16 protein-coding genes and 3 pseudogenes are annotated in these 18,248 nt (G+C 41.5%); 13 read left to right on the forward strand and 6 right to left on the reverse strand.

The window, feature by feature from the left end:
• Nucleotides 1–8 precede the first annotated feature (8 nt).
• Nucleotides 9–452 (forward strand): annotated as a pseudogene (locus BACFIN_RS09310) (family 43 glycosylhydrolase); the annotation flags it as partial.
• 283 nt (nucleotides 453–735) lie between these two features.
• On the opposite strand, the gene galK reads toward BACFIN_RS09310, so the two are convergent.
• Genes galK through BACFIN_RS09295 form a run of 3 tightly spaced genes read right to left on the reverse strand, consistent with a single transcriptional unit; the run spans nucleotide 736 to nucleotide 4,386 of the window.
• Complete coding sequence (gene galK, locus BACFIN_RS09305) at nucleotides 736–1,890, reverse strand: galactokinase (RefSeq protein WP_007753699.1); 1,155 nt, start codon at nucleotides 1,888–1,890, stop codon at nucleotides 736–738.
• Nucleotides 1,891–1,928: 38 nt separating this feature from the next.
• Nucleotides 1,929–3,239 carry an MFS transporter gene (locus BACFIN_RS09300; protein WP_007753700.1) on the reverse strand — a complete coding sequence of 437 codons (1,311 nt, stop codon included), beginning with the start codon at nucleotides 3,237–3,239 and terminating at the stop codon, nucleotides 1,929–1,931.
• A gap of 49 nt (nucleotides 3,240–3,288) precedes the next feature.
• Nucleotides 3,289–4,386, reverse strand: a complete 1,098-nt coding sequence (locus BACFIN_RS09295) for an aldose epimerase family protein (protein WP_007753702.1) — start codon at nucleotides 4,384–4,386, stop codon at nucleotides 3,289–3,291.
• A 164-nt stretch (nucleotides 4,387–4,550) separates the two neighbouring features.
• On the opposite strand from BACFIN_RS09295, the gene BACFIN_RS09290 reads away from it, so the two are divergent.
• On the forward strand, nucleotides 4,551–5,522 hold the full coding sequence (locus BACFIN_RS09290; RefSeq protein WP_007753704.1) for a type I phosphomannose isomerase catalytic subunit: 972 nt from the start codon (nucleotides 4,551–4,553) through the stop codon (nucleotides 5,520–5,522).
• Between the two features lie 601 nt (nucleotides 5,523–6,123).
• Nucleotides 6,124–6,471 (forward strand): annotated as a pseudogene (locus tag BACFIN_RS20800) (nucleotidyltransferase domain-containing protein).
• A 73-nt stretch (nucleotides 6,472–6,544) separates the two neighbouring features.
• On the opposite strand, the gene BACFIN_RS09285 reads toward BACFIN_RS20800, so the two are convergent.
• From BACFIN_RS09285 to BACFIN_RS09275, 3 genes are read right to left on the reverse strand one after another with little or no spacing between them, the layout of a single operon-like run.
• Nucleotides 6,545–6,805: a hypothetical protein gene (locus BACFIN_RS09285; protein WP_007753715.1), complete on the reverse strand. Its 261-nt coding sequence runs from the start codon at nucleotides 6,803–6,805 to the stop codon at nucleotides 6,545–6,547.
• Nucleotides 6,806–6,808: 3 nt separating this feature from the next.
• A complete protein-coding gene (locus BACFIN_RS09280; RefSeq protein WP_007753717.1) occupies nucleotides 6,809–7,171 on the reverse strand; it encodes a phage holin family protein in 363 nt (120 codons plus the stop codon).
• A gap of 31 nt (nucleotides 7,172–7,202) precedes the next feature.
• On the reverse strand, nucleotides 7,203–7,412 hold the full coding sequence (locus tag BACFIN_RS09275; RefSeq protein WP_007753720.1) for a YtxH domain-containing protein: 210 nt from the start codon (nucleotides 7,410–7,412) through the stop codon (nucleotides 7,203–7,205).
• 202 nt (nucleotides 7,413–7,614) lie between these two features.
• On the opposite strand from BACFIN_RS09275, the pseudogene BACFIN_RS20805 reads away from it, so the two are divergent.
• The 10 genes and pseudogenes from BACFIN_RS20805 to BACFIN_RS09225 all read left to right on the forward strand — a co-directional run bounded on the left by BACFIN_RS20805 (nucleotide 7,615) and on the right by BACFIN_RS09225 (nucleotide 18,180).
• Nucleotides 7,615–8,386: pseudogene (locus BACFIN_RS20805) on the forward strand (SDR family oxidoreductase).
• Nucleotides 8,387–8,503: 117 nt separating this feature from the next.
• The gene (locus BACFIN_RS09265) at nucleotides 8,504–8,998 is read left to right on the forward strand and encodes an SPOR domain-containing protein (RefSeq protein ID WP_007753726.1); all 495 of its coding nucleotides are present in this window, start codon (nucleotides 8,504–8,506) and stop codon (nucleotides 8,996–8,998) included.
• Nucleotides 8,999–9,250: 252 nt separating this feature from the next.
• Nucleotides 9,251–10,078 (forward strand): 3'(2'),5'-bisphosphate nucleotidase CysQ, encoded by an 828-nt coding sequence (gene cysQ / locus BACFIN_RS09260; RefSeq protein WP_007753728.1) that lies wholly within the window; start codon nucleotides 9,251–9,253, stop codon nucleotides 10,076–10,078.
• 11 nt (nucleotides 10,079–10,089) lie between these two features.
• Nucleotides 10,090–11,643 carry an SLC13 family permease gene (locus BACFIN_RS09255; RefSeq protein ID WP_007753732.1) on the forward strand — a complete coding sequence of 518 codons (1,554 nt, stop codon included), beginning with the start codon at nucleotides 10,090–10,092 and terminating at the stop codon, nucleotides 11,641–11,643.
• A 16-nt stretch (nucleotides 11,644–11,659) separates the two neighbouring features.
• On the forward strand, nucleotides 11,660–12,268 hold the full coding sequence (gene cysC / locus BACFIN_RS09250; RefSeq protein ID WP_007753733.1) for an adenylyl-sulfate kinase: 609 nt from the start codon (nucleotides 11,660–11,662) through the stop codon (nucleotides 12,266–12,268).
• 73 nt (nucleotides 12,269–12,341) lie between these two features.
• Nucleotides 12,342–13,250 (forward strand): sulfate adenylyltransferase subunit CysD, encoded by a 909-nt coding sequence (gene cysD, locus BACFIN_RS09245; RefSeq protein WP_007753735.1) that lies wholly within the window; start codon nucleotides 12,342–12,344, stop codon nucleotides 13,248–13,250.
• 12 nt (nucleotides 13,251–13,262) lie between these two features.
• Nucleotides 13,263–14,723 carry a sulfate adenylyltransferase subunit CysN gene (gene cysN / locus BACFIN_RS09240; RefSeq protein ID WP_007753737.1) on the forward strand — a complete coding sequence of 487 codons (1,461 nt, stop codon included), beginning with the start codon at nucleotides 13,263–13,265 and terminating at the stop codon, nucleotides 14,721–14,723.
• Between the two features lie 7 nt (nucleotides 14,724–14,730).
• A complete protein-coding gene (locus BACFIN_RS09235) occupies nucleotides 14,731–15,837 on the forward strand; it encodes a sulfotransferase family protein (protein WP_007753740.1) in 1,107 nt (368 codons plus the stop codon).
• Between the two features lie 25 nt (nucleotides 15,838–15,862).
• Nucleotides 15,863–16,831: a PCMD domain-containing protein gene (locus BACFIN_RS09230; RefSeq protein WP_007753742.1), complete on the forward strand. Its 969-nt coding sequence runs from the start codon at nucleotides 15,863–15,865 to the stop codon at nucleotides 16,829–16,831.
• Nucleotides 16,832–17,037: 206 nt separating this feature from the next.
• On the forward strand, nucleotides 17,038–18,180 hold the full coding sequence (locus BACFIN_RS09225) for an OmpA family protein (protein WP_007753743.1): 1,143 nt from the start codon (nucleotides 17,038–17,040) through the stop codon (nucleotides 18,178–18,180).
• Nucleotides 18,181–18,248: the final 68 nt, after the last annotated feature.

Here is an 18,248-nt window from a genome sequence, read left to right on the forward strand (position 1 = left end):
AGGATAACATGATTCGTTTTAATAAAGCAAGGTTGGTTGGGGTTAGATTAGTTGTTTTATCATTTGTGCTGGCAGCCTTTACCGGGCTGTCGGCGCAGAATGATACTACGTTTGTTGCGAATGAAAACCCCATTATAAAATATAAGTATGTAGGTGATTCCGCTGCTATGGTACATGATGGGAAAGTGTATATTTATGACGGACACGATGAGTGTCCCCCTCTCAATGAGCATTATTTAATCAATGAGTGGTGTGTCTTTTCTTCTCCCGACTTGAAGACATGGACGGAGCATCCCGTTCCTTTGAAAGCGAAAGATTTCAGTTGGGCAAAGGGGGAAGCATGGGCAAGTCAGGTCATTGAACGGGACGGTAAGTTTTACTGGTATGTGACGGTGGAACATAAGACGATTCCCGGAAAGTCAATCGGTGTGGCTGTGTCGGATTCGCCTGTCTCTGTGCTTCAATCTTTAATTATATGTTGGGTTAGCAACGGATGAAGCTTGGAATCAAGTTCATCCACAATTAACGGATAACCAAAATCCAATTGGCCGATAACTAAAGCCGCTAAGTCAAATAATTTATTAGTTCCTGATGACTCATGTCCTTTCATCGAAAAACGGTTTTCTCCGATAATTTCTCCTTCATCATTGTATAAATGATTTTGGTATATAAAAGGGCGACTCTCCATTACGGAAAGCCGCCCTACATAATTATCTGATACAACCGGATGGTCTTTTATTCCAATCTGCGAGAACCGTCACCGATTACTACATCGTACACTTTCGGGCTTCTGCCGAATTTAGCTTTGAACGCAGCTTTGGTCTTTTCAACGAAGTTGTCATACAATTCGTTCTTGACAAGGTTGATTGTACAACCACCGAAACCGCCACCCATAACGCGTGAACCGGTTACACCGTATTCTTTAGCGCAGTCGTTCAGGAAGTCGAGTTCTTCGCAGCTTACTTCGTACAGCTTGCTCATGCCGTGATGAGTTTCGTACATCTTCTTACCTACAGTTTCGTAATCATCTTTTTCCAAAGCATCGCAAACGTCCAATACACGTTGGATTTCTTCGATTACGTATTCTGCACGCATATAGTCTTCGGCACTGATTTCAGCTTTAGCCTCTTCCAACATCTCCATCGTACAGTCACGCAGGAATTCTACGTGCGGATGTTTCTTCTGGATAGCGGCAACGGCAGCTTCACAACTTTGGCGGCGCTTGTTGTAAGCGGAAGAAGCCAATTCGTGCTTGACAACTGAATCCATCAACACCAGACGGTAACCTTCCGGATGGAACGGAAAATACTGATATTCCAATGAACGGCAATCCAGTCGGATCAAGCTGCCGGCTTTACCGAATACGGAAGCGAATTGGTCCATGATACCGCAGTTCACACCACAATAATTATGCTCTGTAGCCTGACCGACCTTAGCCAGTTCAAATTTATCTATCTTGTTGTCACCGAACAATTCGTTCAATGCGAAAGCGTATGTACTTTCCAAAGCAGCCGAAGAAGACATACCTGCACCCAGGGGCACATCACCTGCGAAAGCCGTATTGAATCCTTTTACGTCAACGCCACGTTTGATCATTTCACGGCAAACACCGAAAATATATCTTGCCCAACTTGCACGGGGAGCATCTTCCTCGTTCAAGCCGAATTCTACATAATCTTTCAAGTCGATAGAGTACGCTCTTACTTTGTCAGTACCGTTCGGTTTGATTTCTGCAATCATACCTTTGTCTACTGCACCCGGAAAAACGAATCCGCCATTGTAGTCGGTATGCTCACCGATCAGGTTGATACGGCCCGGAGAAGCATATAAAAAACCAGTAGTTCCGTCAAAGTGTTTGATAAAGCGACTTCTTACATATTCTGTATCCATGATATTGATATTTTAAAGATGAATAAATTGGTATATTATTATTCCACAGGAATATCTTTGTTTACATTCTTGCAACCTACCAGACCGTAGAACAGCAGATAAGCAAGAGCAGCGATAATAACCCAGTAGCTCGGCATGAAACCTGCGATATCGGCAACTATACCCTGAATGACAGGAAGGATACCGCCACCACAAACCAATACCATGAATAAGCCGGAAGCTGCAGCAAGATATTTGCCCAGTCCTTCTACTGCAAGGTTAAAGATACCGCCCCACATAATGGAAGTACACAGTCCGACTAAAACTAGATACATGGCGTTAATAGGTACTTCGGCAAATCCGAAAGACAAACCACCCGTTTCGCTTTGTTGAAGTACAGGAAGATTCACTAATGTCTCAGTAGATGAGAAGATAGCAAGGATTACCAAGATCAAGCCTAAGCCGGAAGTAAATGTAAGCATAGCTTTACTGGAGACTTTGGCACCTAGTGAAGCACCGGCCAGACGTCCGACCAACATTAAGAACCAATAAGTTCCTACTACGAATCCTGAGATTGTAGACGCTATACCTGCTCCACCTTTTTCTACAGAATCTGTCAAGAACAAATTCAAAGTACCCGGCACACCCACTTCAATACCTACATATACAAAGATTGCAATAGCTCCTAAGATGAAATGGCGGAATTTCAAAGCGCCTTTCATCAATTTTCCAATAGGTTCTGTTGAAGTAGCGGCATTGGGTTCCGGTATATGTACGAACAGGAGAACAAAGAATGCAAAAGCAAATACAGCCATTGCGGTATACATCACAGGGAATATCTGAGAGATAGTCGCTTTTTCGATAGAACCGGCGATAAGGATACCTACAAACATCGGAGTAATGGTAGCCATTACAGAGTTGAAAGATCCACCGACCTGAATAAGTTGATTTCCTTTGTTGCCTTCACCTCCAAGTTTGTTCAACATCGGGTTTACGACCGTGTTAAGCAGACACATGGAGAAACCTGCAACGAATGCACCGATCAGATAAACGGCAAAAGCCATTTCCGGGCTTGAATGACCGGATAAGAATTGAATACCTACGCCTATGAAACCGATAGCCACTGCGATAAGTGCTGTTTTCTTATATCCCACACGTTGCAGCAGTATACCGCTTGGAATACCCATTACTGCATAAGCAATGAAGTTTCCGAAGTTTCCCAGCATGCCTAATGCGTTTGATACGTCGAACTGATTTTTTAGCACGATACCCATAGGGGCAGCAAGGTTAGTAACAAATGAAATCATACCGAAAAGGAAAATCATCGTAATGATTGCAATGATTTTACCGTTCTTTTTTTCTTGTGTCATGGTTCAAAAAAAATGTTAGTTTATAAATTAGGTTAGTTATTTTTAATTGTTATTCTTCTACGGAAAATTTGTAAATAGTGATTTGTTGGTACTCATCGCCCGGTAGCAAGGTAGCCGATGGAAAATGAGGTTTGTTCGGAGTATCCGGGAAACATTGAGCTTCAAAGCAGATAGCGCTTCTTGCAGGGAAGGTAGCACCGTGTGCGCCTTTGAATCCGTTGAGCCAGTTTCCGGTATAAAGCTGTACACCGGCTTCCGTTGTATATACTTCCATGAGACGTCCGCTTTTCGGATCCTTGCAGGTCGCGGCCAACTCAAGCGAACCGCTCTCTGTCTTGTTCAATACGTAGCAATGGTCATATCCTGCGCCGAATACCAATTGCTGGAACTTATCATCGATACGTTCGCCTACGGTGTGCGGAGTACGGAAATCCATCGGTGTACCTTCTACTTTGGCTATTTCTCCGGTAGGGATGGAAACTTCGTCAATAGGTGTATAGAAATCAGCGTTGATAGTAACGATATGGTCGTTGACAGTAGGAGTGGGAGCGGCTATGCCGGCAAGATTGAAGAAACCGTGATTGGTCAGATTGACTACTGTAGCTTTGTCCGTTGTAGCACGATATTCAATATTCAGAGCATTCACCTCGTCATCCAGGCGGTAAGTCATTTCTACTTCCAGATTACCGGGGAACCCCTCTTCGCCGTCGGCGGAAACATAATTGAATTGCACTGTGCCTTCATCAATCTGAACAGCGTCCCATACGCGGGCATGGAAACCGGTAGGTCCTCCATGCAGGGAGTTCGGTCCGTTGTTGATGGTGAGTTCATGTTCTTCGCCGAACAAGGTGAATTTTCCTTTGGCAATGCGGTTGCCGTAACGTCCGATAGTCGTACTCAGGAAAGGTTCGGGACTGTTGATTACATGGTCGATACTGTCGTGTCCGAGAATCACATTGGCATACTTACCGTTTTTATCCGGTACCATAATAGAAAGAATGGCGCATCCGTAATTTGTTACAGCTACTTCCATTCCCTTCTTGTTTTTGAGGATAAATAAATCAGTCTCTTTATTGTTTATCTCCTTTTGGAAATCTTTCCGGCTGAGCCCTGATAGATTCCCTTCTGTTGGGAATGTGTTATTCATGTCTGGTATTATTAAAATTTCCTGCAAATAAAAGGAAATTCTTTCTTACTCACAAATATTCCTATTAAATATAGTCTAAAATTTGAACTATTTTTCGTATGTTTGTTCCCGGATTGAAACAATCCGAGCGAATTTAATCTAAGTTTATAACAAGAAAAACAAAAATGTATCCATTAAAATTCGAACCCATTCTGAAGCAGACGCTTTGGGGGGGCGACAAAATTATTCCGTTCAAGCATCTGAACGCTGACTTGAAGGGAGTAGGAGAAAGCTGGGAGATTTCCGGCGTTGAAGACAATGAGTCCGTTGTGGCGAATGGCCCGGACAAAGGTTTAACCTTGGCTGATATGGTAAGAAGGTATCGCGAGGAATTGGTGGGAGAAGCGAACTATGCTCGTTTCGGAAACAAATTTCCGTTGCTCATCAAGTTTATCGATGCTAAACAGGATTTGTCCATCCAGGTACACCCGACAGACGAACTGGCGAAGAAACGCCATAATTCAATGGGTAAGACAGAAATGTGGTATGTGGTAGATGCCGACAAAGGAGCAAAGTTGCGTTCGGGATTTTCCGAACAGATTACTCCGAAAGAATATAAAGAACGTGTGTTGAACAATACGATCACTGACGTATTGCAGGAATACGAGATTCATCCGGGTGATGTGTTCTTTCTTCCTGCCGGACGTGTGCACAGTATCGGGGCAGGTTCATTCATCGCCGAGATTCAGCAGACTTCCGACATCACTTACCGTATCTACGACTTCAACCGTAAAGATGCGAATGGTAAAACCCGTGAGCTTCACACTGATTTAGCCCGTGAAGCCATCAACTATGAGGTATTGGATGATTATCGCACGAAGTACGAACCTTTGAAGGATGAACCGGTGGAATTGGTGGCTTGTCCTTACTTCACTACTTCTTTGTATGACATGACTGAAGAAATCAGTTGCGATTATTCGGAACTCGACTCATTCGTGATCTTTATCTGTATGGAGGGAGCATGTGTGATGAAAGATAATGAAGGTAATGAACTGACGGTCAATGCGGGAGAATCGATCTTGCTGCCTGCTACGACGCAGGATGTCACTATTACTCCCGTAGGAGGTAATGTGAAACTGTTGGAAACGTACGTATAATTAATACTTAATCGCCATAATTTAGTCATCCGACTTTGTTCTGTTATGATAATGGGCAAAGCCGGGTGACTTTTTATCTCTAAAGAGATAACTTTGCAAAAAATAAAGGAACAAATGACAGAGGATTATTCACATAGAAAAAAAGAGGAAGCCTGTACAAAGGAGCAGCTAAAGAACAGGCAGGTGCTTATTATTCTAGTATGTTCTATACAAAAGAGATACCTGATTATGTGAAAGAAGATATCCGTATTGGATTAAAATAGTATAAGAGAGGAGAATATCGTAGTATTTCTTCTTTTATGAATAAGTATGAGAAATGAGTCAGTATAATCTCATTATATTTCCTAGAGCGGAGGAACGCATTGATTCGGTAATTGATTTTTTATTAATAGAGTGGGGATTTCAGTCACAGCAAAAATTTATGGCAGAGTTAAAATATTGTTTTAAAATTATAGAAATAAATCCTTTTTGATATATTGCTTTAGAGTACTATGTTTAGATGATTTCTTCATTCAGAAGAAAATAATTGTGGCTTAGGCTGTGTGTTTTCAGGTTTACTTATTATCGTTTGTAGTGAAGATGCTATTAATTGTATTTTAATATGCAAAAAGAGGAAATATTACGATTGATCAAAGAAACAATAGCTAAGACAATACCATCTGGCGCTAAAGTTATTTTATTCGGATCACAAGCTCGTGGAGATGCGAGGGAGGATTTGGATGGGGAATATTCTTATTTTACTGAATAAAGATAAAGTTGGATTAGATGACCATGATTATATTTCTTATCCTTTTTGGAACTTGGATGGACTATTGACATACAAATTCATCCCATTCTTTATACTTTTAAGGACTGGATGGAAAGGAGTTTTTCATCATTTTACAAGAATGTGGAACGAGAGGGGGTGATTTATGTTAAGTGCAGAAGAAGAAATTCTTCCGCTTATTGATAAGACTGTAATGTTTATTTCTAAAATGGAGGATTTGTTGACTTTTAAGTAGGATATAGTGAAGTCCCTTATTTTATCTCATATTCCTGAAGTATGCACGTATCTTCCTCATAATCTTGATTCCCATTACCACCCCATCGAATATCGCCATGCCTGTATTGAACGAACGCATAATGGCATCCGCTTTGTTGGTAGCCGGAGCTAGCGGAGCGAATATCTCGCGTGTTGTGGCAGTCATGGCTTTCTTTTGAACATGAATCTCATTTAGAAGTTTCTTTTTACGTTCTGCGATTTCTTCTAAAGTAATTTTCTGTGCTGGTGTTTGTGCACTCATAATTTATTTATTTGGATCGGTTAAAAATAAATTAGCGAGGAAGTTCACCATCGGAGAGATGATGAGCTGCTTGCGGAAAATAATAACTAGGAAGATTAGGACAATGTTGATACCGGCAATAATGGCAAAACTAGCCATGAGACCACCGAGCAATGGCTCTAATATGTAAGCCAATGCAAAAAGCAGGTAAAACAGGGCTACCATGCCTAAGATAATAAGTACTAATATCATGATTAACGTTGAGAATAGTATGGTTAACTTTTCCGTTAATTCTAATTTGGTATATTCTTTCTGAAGTTCTAAATATTTCTTGAACTCGAAAAATAACTGCTGGAAATTTTCAATACTTTTATCGTCTGCAAACATGGTCGCTCTGTTTTAGTCTGTTGTTACTCATTTACTCTGCTATTTCTCCTTTCATCTCAGCTGCAATCTCGTCAACAAGATTTTCCATCTCATTACGGTTGAGCTTGATACCTTTCTTACGGAGAATCTCTGCAATTTTATGACGAGTATCTTCTCCCTTCTCAGGAGCAAATAAAATACCAAGGGCTGCGCCTACGGCTGCACCACCCAGAAAAGCTGCTAATACATTCAATCCTTTCATAATTTGTAATGTTTAAAATGATTATGATACAACAAATATAACATTTTTATTGAAAGGTTGTTCATGAAAACGAAAAAAAAGTGCTCAGTTTTATATTTATTTTTTTTCTTCTTCGGTTTTAATCTTATTTAACTGACTTTCGAGGCTAATCAATATAACTTAAGGCGTACTTTTGCTAACTAATATTGTAAATCGAAACATAATGGAAGCTAAAATTGTTTTTATTACCGGTGCCAGTAGCGGAATTGGTGAAGGTTGTGCCCGTAAGTTTGCAAAAGAGGGATGGAACTTGATTTTGAATGCGCGTACCGTGTCGAAGTTGGAGGAACTGAAGGCTGAATTGGAAAAGATGTATGGTGTGCGGGTATATATACTTCCTTTTGATGTACGTGACCGGAAGCAGGCTGCTGCAGCTTTGGAATCTTTGCCCGAAGAGTGGAAAGCGATTGATGTGCTGGTCAACAATGCCGGACTGGTGATTGGCGTGGATAAGGAGTTTGAGGGGAGTTTGGATGAGTGGGACATCATGATCGATACGAATATAAGAGGGTTGCTGGCTATGACACGCATGGTAGTACCTGGTATGGTGGAACGCGGGCGCGGACATGTTGTCAATATCGGTTCCATTGCCGGTGATGCCGCTTATCCCGGAGGAAGCGTGTATTGTGCGACTAAAGCTGCTGTAAAAGCTCTGTCGGACGGTTTGCGGATTGACTTGGTGGATACACCATTGAGAGTAACGAATATTAAGCCGGGTATGGTGGAAACAAATTTTACGGTAGTACGTTATCGTGGAGATAAAGAGGCTGCTGATAATTTTTTACAAAGGGATTCGTCCGTTGACGGGAGATGATATTGCCGAGACTGTCTATTTTGCCGCATCGGCTCCCGAGCATATTCAGATTGCGGAAGTGCTTTTAATGCCTACTTATCAGGCTACGGGTACTATTTCGTACAAGAAAAAGACGGAATAGAGGTTTTTTTGCCGGATTTCTTTGCCGGATGATAAAATTTCTATTATTTTGTTGCCCGAAACTAAATGTAGATGGACAAGGATATAGAATTATTAATTAAAACATGAGTATAGGATTATGAAAAAATTAGTCGTATTGGGAATGGGAGTATGCTTGGTGCTGGCTTTTGCATCTTGTAAATCCAGCGAAAGCGCCTATAAGAAAGCTTACGAGAAAGCAAAACAGCAGGAACTGGCGGAACCGCAGGTGGAAGTTCCGGTAGAAGTGACTCCGGTAGTGGCAGCTCCTGTGGCAACACCTAAAGTGGCAGATACATCCGGCGTTCGCCAGGAAAAAGTTACAGTGGTTTCCGGCAATGAGGGATTGAAAGATTATAGTGTAGTGGCAGGTAGTTTTGGCGTTAAAGCAAATGCGGAAGGTCTGAAAGATTGGTTGGACGCACAAGGTTATCAGTCAACTATTGCGTTCAATGCAGATAAGGCGATGTATCGTGTTATCGTAAGTTCATTTGCCGATAAAGCTGCAGCAGCTGAAGCCCGTGATGCTTTTAAAGCTAAGTATCCGAACCGTTCGGATTTCCAGGGAGCCTGGTTGCTGTATCGTGTTTATTGATTTCTTTTTGGTAATATATACTTGGAAAGAACAAATGTTGTTTCCAAATAAGAAGGCGGTAACTGGGAAGTTACTGCTTTTTTATTGAAGAAAGGGTTGAATATCTATTTAGATATTTTTATCTTTCTACTAAAAGAAGTTATAAATGCCAGCGGGGAAACTTTTATAGCAAAGAAAGTTTTTACTTTTGTCAATTCTTAATTTGGAGAATTCAAAGCCTTGATGGAAATGAGGTTTTAATAAAAGAATTAAATGGAACAAAAATATGTAATGGCTGCTATTGATGCAGCATTGAAAGCAAGTGAAGAAATACTGTCTATTTATGAGGATCCGGCATCGGATTTTGAAATAGAAAGAAAGGCTGATAATTCTCCACTGACAATAGCGGACAGAAAAGCACATGAAGCAATTGTTGCCGTTTTGAGCAAGACTCCTTTCCCGATCCTTAGTGAAGAAGGGAGACATCTGGATTATGAGGTCCGCCGTAAATGGGATACGTTATGGATTGTGGATCCTTTGGATGGTACAAAGGAATTTATCAAGCGTAATGGAGAATTTACTGTAAATATTGCTTTGGTGCAAGACTCGGTGCCTGTGATAGGGGTTATTTATGTGCCTGTAAAGAGAATACTCTATTTTGCGGTTGAGGGTGTGGGAGCATATAAGTGCTCCGGTCTTGTCGGTCTGGAAGATAATACGCTGACATTGAAACAGATGATCGAAGATTCGGAACGGTTGCCTTTGGATGATCCTCGCGATCATTTCATAGTCGTTGCTTCCCGTTCGCACTTGTCGCCTGAAACGGAAGAATATATTGCAGACCTGAGGAAAAAGAAACGCGGTGGCATTGAGTTGATATCGCGTGGAAGTTCTATGAAGATCTGTCTGGTGGCGGAAGGAGAGGCTGACGTGTATCCGCGCTTTGCTCCGACTATGGAGTGGGATACGGCTGCCGGACATGCGATTGCACGTGCTGCTGGAATGGAAGTGTATCAAGCCGGAAAGGATGAACCGTTACGATATAATAAGGAGGACTTATTGAATCCTTGGTTTATTGTTGAGCCCAAGAGAGAACACTAATTGATGTTTATATGACATTTGAAATTGTATTTGTACTATTGGCCCTATTAGGAATGGTAGCTGCCTTGGTTGCAGATAAGATGCGTCCGGGTATGATACTTTTTTCAGTAGTGGTATTATTTTTGTGTGCCGGTATTCTGACTCCCAAAGAGATGCTTGAAGGCTTTAGCAACAAAGGTATGATAACTGTTGCTTTGCTATTTCTGGTGAGTGAAGGGATCCGACAGTCGGGTACGCTGGGACAGGTGATAAAGAAGCTGTTGCCTCAGGGGAAGACAACGGTGTTTAAGGCACAGTTGCGTCTTTTACCTTCGGTGGCGTTCATCTCCGCTTTCTTGAATAATACTCCTGTCGTGGTTATCTTTGCTCCTATAATCAAGCATTGGGCCAATTCGGTGAAGCTTCCTGCTACAAAATTCTTGATACCTCTTTCTTATGTCACTATTCTGGGTGGTATTTGTACGCTGATCGGTACCTCTACTAATCTGGTGGTGCATGGTATGATATTGGATGCCGGGTTCGAAGGCTTCTCGATGTTTGAACTTGGAAAGGTAGGAATCTTTATAGCCATTGCCGGTATTATTTATCTGTTTGTTTTTTCGAAGCGTCTGTTGCCGGATGCACGTCCGGATACGGCGGTGCCGGATGAGGAAGTAGAGGAAGGGGAGAAGCTGCACCGGGTAGAGGCTGTATTGGGTGCGCGTTTTCCCGGTATTAATAAGAAACTGAAGGATTTTAATTTCCAACGCCATTATGGGGCGGAAGTGAAGGAGATAAAGACACGTAACGGGCAACGTTTTGTTACGAATCTGGAAGATATAGTGCTTCATGAAGGAGATACTCTTGTGGTGATGGCTGATGATACGTTTATTCCGACATGGGGAGAATCTTCCGTATTCGTGCTGTTGACAAATGGAAGTGACCCTGATACTGCCGGAAAGAAAAAACGTTGGTTTGCTTTGTTTCTTTTGGTGTTGATGATTGTAGGTGCAACAGTGGGTGAACTTCCTATTGTGAGGGAAATGTTTCCGGATATCAAACTGGATATGTTCTTCTTTGTTTCTATTACTACTATTATTATGGCATGGACAAATCTGTTTCCTGCCCGCAAATATACTAAATACATTTCGTGGGATATCCTGATTACGATTGCTTGTGCTTTTGCGATCAGTAAGGCGATGGTAAATTCGGGAGTGGCGGATTGCGTTGCTAAGTTCATCATTGGGTTAAGTGATGATTACGGTCCGCACGTGTTGCTTGCAATGCTATTTATTATTACAAATCTGTTTACGGAGTTGATAACCAATAATGCAGCGGCGGCTTTGGCGTTTCCCTTGGCACTGTCGATCTCGACACAGATGGGAGTCAGCCCGACACCTTTCTTTGTGGTGATTTGTATGGCTGCATCTGCCAGTTTCTCTACACCGATTGGTTATCAGACGAATCTGATTGTGCAAGGTATCGGTAACTATAAGTTTATGGATTTTGTGCGTATCGGATTACCGCTAAATATTATAACCTTCTTAATTTCTGTTATTCTGATCCCGATGATCTGGAACTTTTAATAAAACTAATTTATAGATGGAAGAAAAGAATCATATATATCCTATATTTGACCGCATGATGACACGGCAAGACAAAGAAGAGCTTTTGGGACAGCATAGTGTCATGATATGGTTTACCGGACTGAGCGGGTCGGGGAAAAGTACAGTTGCCATTGCATTGGAACGCGAACTGCATAAGCGTGGACTGCTTTGCCGTATTCTGGACGGGGATAATATCCGTAGCGGAATTAATAATAATTTGGGCTTTTCGGAAACCGACCGGGTGGAGAACATTCGCCGTATAGCCGAAGTGTCAAAGTTGTTTTTGGACAGCGGCATTATAACAATTGCTGCTTTTATCAGTCCGAATAATGATATTCGCGAAATGGCAGCGAATATAATCGGAAAGGATGATTTTCTGGAAATTTTCGTAAGTACCCCGTTGGAGGAGTGTGAGAGACGCGATGTAAAGGGCTTGTATGCGAAAGCCCGCAAAGGAGAAATAAAGAATTTTACGGGAATCTCCGCGCCTTTTGAGATACCGGAACATCCGGCTTTGTCGTTGGATACTTCTAAACTAAGTTTGGAAGAATCTGTAAATCGTTTGCTGGAGCTGATTTTACCTAAAGTGAAGAATGTGAAATGAAGAATTAGGAATGAAGAATTGGTATGCGGTTGTCGGCAAATTCATAATTCGTAATTCATAACTTTTAAAATAAATGGAAGAATATAAATTAAGTCACTTGAAAGAGCTCGAAGCAGAGTCTATTCATATCATTCGCGAGGTGGCGGCGGAATTTGAGAATCCGGTGATGCTTTACAGTATCGGAAAAGATTCTTCGGTGATGGTACGTTTGGCGGAAAAAGCGTTTTATCCGGGTAAAGTACCATTCCCTTTGATGCATATCGATTCGAAATGGAAGTTCAAGGAGATGATTCAGTTCCGTGACGAATATGCAAAGAAATATGGATGGAATCTGATTGTAGAAAGTAATATGGAAGCTTTCAATGCAGGGGTGGGACCTTTTACGCATGGAAGCAAAGTACACACTGATCTGATGAAGACACAGGCATTGCTTCGTGCTCTGGATAAGTATAAGTTTGATGCAGCGTTTGGGGGAGCCCGTCGTGATGAAGAGAAATCACGTGCGAAAGAACGTATTTTCTCTTTCCGGGATAAGTTCCATCAGTGGGATCCGAAAAACCAGCGCCCTGAATTGTGGGATATTTATAATGCCCGTGTACACAAGGGGGAAAGTATTCGCGTATTTCCGTTGAGTAACTGGACAGAGTTGGATATCTGGCAGTACATTCGGCTGGAGAATATTCCGATTGTCCCGTTGTATTATGCAAAGGAACGTCCGGTAGTACAAATGGATGGTAATCTGATTATGGCGGATGATGACCGCTTGCCGGAAAAATACCGTGATCAGATTGAAATGAAGATGGTCCGTTTCCGTACGTTGGGTTGTTGGCCATTGACGGGTGCTATAGAAAGCGGAGCTTCAACAATTGAGGAGATTGTGGAAGAAATGATGACTACTACTAAGAGTGAGCGAACAACTCGCGTGATTGACTTCGACCAGGATGCGAGTATGGAGCAGAAGAAACGTGAAGGATACTTTTAATTGTAACAAGTGATGGCAGATAATAAATTAGATATAAAGGCTTTTCTGGATAAGGATGAGCAGAAAGACTTGCTGAGACTGTTGACCGCCGGTTCGGTTGATGATGGGAAATCAACGCTGATCGGACGTTTGTTGTTTGACAGTAAGAAATTGTACGAAGACCAGTTGGATGCGTTGGAGCGTGATAGCAAACGTGTAGGAAATGCGGGTGAGCATATAGACTACGCATTGTTGCTCGATGGTTTGAAAGCCGAACGGGAACAGGGTATTACGATTGATGTGGCTTATCGTTATTTTTCTACCAACGGCCGTAAGTTTATTATTGCGGATACTCCGGGACATGAGCAGTATACTCGTAATATGATCACCGGCGGATCTACGGCTAACTTAGCTATTATTCTGGTAGACGCCCGTATGGGAGTGATTACACAGACACGCCGCCATACTTTCCTGGTATCTCTGTTGGGTATCAAGCATGTCGTATTGGCCGTAAACAAGATGGACTTGGTGGACTTCTCGGAAGAACGGTTCAACGAGATTGTTGCCGAATACAAGAAATTCGTTGCTCCGTTGGGAATTCCTGATGTGAACTGTATTCCTCTTTCCGCTTTGGATGGAGATAATGTAGTGGATAAATCGGAACGTACTCCGTGGTATAAAGGAATCTCTTTGTTGGATTTTCTGGAAACCGTTCATATTGATAATGACCATAATCTGTCTGATTTCCGTTTCCCGGTTCAATATGTACTTCGCCCGAATCTGGACTTTAGAGGTTTCTGCGGTAAGGTCGCATCCGGTATTGTCCGTAAGGGGGATACAGTGATGGCACTTCCTTCGGGAAAAACGTCTAAGGTAAAAAGTATCGTAACTTATGACGGGGAGTTGGATTATGCGTTTCCACCGCAATCTGTTACATTGACTTTGGAAGATGAGATTGATGTGTCTCGTGGTGAAATGCTGGTACATCCGGATAACTTGCCTATTATCGACCGTAATTTTGAGGCAATGATGGTGTGGATGGACGAGGAACCGATGGATATCAATAAGTCTTTCTTTATCAAGCAAACGACTAATCTGAGCCGTACCCGTATTGATGCGATTAAATATAAGGTGGATGTAAACACAATGGAACACCTTTCTGTTGATAATGGACAATTGACGGCAGATAGTTTGCCATTGCAGCTCAATCAGATTGCACGTGTGGTGCTGACTACTGCCAAAGAACTTTTCTTTGATCCGTATAAGAAGAATAAGTCATGCGGTTCATTTATCTTGATTGATCCTATTACGAATAATACTTCGGCTGTCGGTATGATTATCGATCGGGTTGAGGTGAAGGATATGAGCAATACGGATGATATTCCTGTTTTGGACTTACCGAAGTTGGGAATTGCTCCGGAACATTATGAAGCTGTGGAGAAAGCAGCAAAGGAATTGGAACGTCAGGGTTTTGCTGTGAAAATAATAAAGTAAGAAAAGTATGGGATTACTCGAATTTAATAAACTTCCGATTAATACGCTGGTAGGTGCAGATTGGAAAACGTTTAAGGCTATCACTGCCGGTCGTGAAATAGATGCGGCTTACAAAGGAAAATACCGGTTGACAAAGGCGGTGTGCCGTTTACTCTCTCCATTAGCCGGATTGCAGAATAGTCGGTATGAAAAGCTATTGGCCAACCAGCCATTGGAACATGATCCGGTATTTATTCTGGGACATTGGAGAAGCGGAACTACTTTTGTTCATAATGTGTTCTCTTGCGACAAGCATTTTGGGTATAATACAACGTATCAGACTGTGTTTCCTCATTTGATGATGTGGGGACAGCCTTTCTTTAAAAAGAATATGAGTTGGCTGATGCCGGATAAACGTCCGACCGACAATATGGAACTGGCTGTGGATCTTCCGCAGGAAGAGGAATTTGCATTGTCGAATATGATGCCTTATACTTATTATAATTTTTGGTTTTTACCGAAATGTCAACAGGAATATGCAGACAAGTATCTGTTGTTTGATGATATTACAGACGCGGAGTTGAAAGTTTTTGAAGAGGTATTTACGAAACTGATTAAGATTTCTTTGTGGAATACACATGGTACTCAATTCCTTAGCAAGAATCCTCCGCACACCGGTCGGGTGAAAGAACTGGTAAAGATGTTCCCGAACGCTAAGTTTATTTACTTGATGCGTAATCCGTATACGGTATTCGAATCTACACGCAGTTTCTTTACAAATACGATTCAACCGTTGAAGTTGCAGGATATCAGCAATGAACAATTGGAGGAAAATATCCTTTCTATTTATGCAAAACTTTATCATAAGTATGAATCGGATAAACAGTTTATCCCCGAAGGTAATCTGATGGAGGTGAAGTTTGAAGATTTTGAAGCAGATGCGATGGGAATGACAGAGAATATTTATAAGTCACTTTCTATTCCGGGATTCACGGAAGCGCGTGCTGACATAGAAAAGTATGTGGGCGGTAAGAAAGGATATAAAAAGAACAAGTATAAATATGATGATCGCACAATTCGTCTGGTTGAAGAGAATTGGGGATTTGCTTTAAAGCAATGGGAGTATAATTTATAAGAAGAAGAAAAAAGAAAGGAAAGTAATGGTTCAGAAAATTGTTCGTCGCCTGTTGATGACAGGTTTTGTTGCATTTTTTTCTTCCTTGTCTTTGATGGCGCAACATAAAGTCGAAATGGTTCCTTTTGGAGACATGGATCAATGGGTAGACCGTCAAATAAAGGAGTCGAGCATTATTGGCGGAAATACAAAGAATGTATATGCGATAGGGCCGACCACTGTAATCAAGGGAGATCAGGTTTATAAAAATATGGGTGGTTCGCCTTGGGGTACTTCAAACGTGATGGCAAAAGTAGCCGGAATTACCAAGACGAACACATCGGTTTTCCCCGAAAAAAGAGGGAATGGATACTGTGCGCGGCTGGATACTCGCATGGAAAGTGTGAAGGTGTTGGGACTGGTCAATATCACGGTGCTGGCGGCTGGTTCTATTTTTACCGGATCGGTGCATGAACCTATTAAAGGTACTAAGAATCCACAGAAGATGCTGCAGACCGGTATTCCGTTTACTAAGAAACCGGTAGCCCTTCAGTTCGATTACAAGGTGAAGATGTCGGATCGCGAAAATCGTATCCGTGCTACCGGATTCAGTAAGATTACGGATGTTCCCGGTAAAGATTATCCTGCAGCTATTCTGTTTTTACAGAAACGTTGGGAAGATGCGGAAGGAAACGTGTATGCGAAACGTATCGGTACAATGGTGACCTATTATTATCACTCTACGGATTGGAAGAATAATGTTTCCTATGAAATTATGTATGGTGATATTACAAGTCGTCCTGAATATAAGGCTCACATGATGCGTCTGCAGGTTACTGAAAGTTACACGGTCAATAGTAAAGGCGAAAGTGTACCTATTCATGAGGTGGCTTGGGGGGATGAAAATGACGTTCCTACCCATCTGTGTCTTCAGTTTACATCCAGTCACGGAGGGGCATATATAGGTTCTCCGGGAAATACATTATGGATTGATAATGTAAAGTTAGTATATTAAAGGTACAGCAGAAAAATAAGAATAGCCAATGATAAATTTGTCGTTGGCTATTTTTGTTTTATAAAAAAAAGAATGGAGGTGTGATTTTTTACGTGATTTTTTGCGTGTATTATATTAAATATCTATATTTGCAGTAATTTTTAAGAAAATAAGTTCATCTTATTCTCTTTTTGATGGAAATATATTATTTACTAAAATAAATTGAGATGAAAAAGGGTTTATTATTTATTTTATTGGCGGCAGTTTCTGTTTGTCTGCCTGCTCAGGAAAAAGAAAAAGCAGCAACCAGCTATAGCGTAGAGACAAACCGCTTTGGAGCTAATTGGTTTATTAGTGGTGGTCTGGGAGCCCAGATGTATTTTGGAGATAATGACGGTAAGTTGGATTTTGGAAAACGACTTGCTCCTGCATTGGACATTGCTGTAGGAAAGTGGTTTACTCCCGGAATCGGTTTGCGTATTGCTTATAATGGTCTTCAGGCTAAGGGAGCTACTTTGCTTGAAGATGATGCTTACGTAAAAGGTGGCGTTATGTCTAACGGATATTATAAGCAGAAATGGAATATCGCTAATTTCCATGCTGATGTTATGTTGAACCTTACTAATATGTTCTGCGGGTATAAGGAAGACCGTCTGTATTCATTCATCCCTTATGCAGGTGCAGGATGGGTTCATTCTTGGACGAAACCGACAGATGATAATATTGGTTTTAATTTAGGTTTGATTAACCGTTTCCGTTTGTCGTCTGCTTTGGACTTCAACGTGGAAATGCGTAGCCTGTTTATGAAAAATACATTGGCTGGTGAGAATAAGGAAGCTATGTTAGGACTGACTGTAGGTGTTACTTATAAATTTAAGAAACGCGGTTGGAATGCAGTTCCTACGGTTCCGATGGTTCCAGAGAGCCAGTTGAACGATATGAGAGACAGAGTAAACGCACTGAAGGGTGAAAATGAATCTTTGAAGCGTGACCTGGTTGAAGCACGTAATAAGAAACCGGAAGTGATTGTTAAGAAAGAAGCTGGATTGGTTCCACGTCTTGTTGTTGTATTCAATATCGGTAAGAGCAATATCAGCAAGAGAGAGTACATGAATATCGAAGCTATGGCTAAGGGTATCAAGGAAAATCCAGGAAAAGTATTTACTATAACTGGATATGCTGATAAGGGTACAGGCTCTGCTGAATACAACATGAAGTTGAGTAAGAAGAGAGCTGAAGCTGTTCGTGACTTGATGGTTAACGAATTTGGAGTTCCTGCTTCTCAGTTGAAGGTTGATTATAAGGGTGGTGTTGGCAACATGTTCTATGATGATGCTAAACTGAGTCGTGTAGCAATTGTTGAAGAATAATATACACTTGAAATATTATAATAAAAGAGACGTTTCCTTTCACGGGAAGCGTCTTTTTTGTATTTTTG

Origin of the sequence: Bacteroides finegoldii DSM 17565 (genome assembly GCF_000156195.1) — a bacterium.
Taxonomy (GTDB): Bacteria; Bacteroidota; Bacteroidia; order Bacteroidales; family Bacteroidaceae; genus Bacteroides; species Bacteroides finegoldii.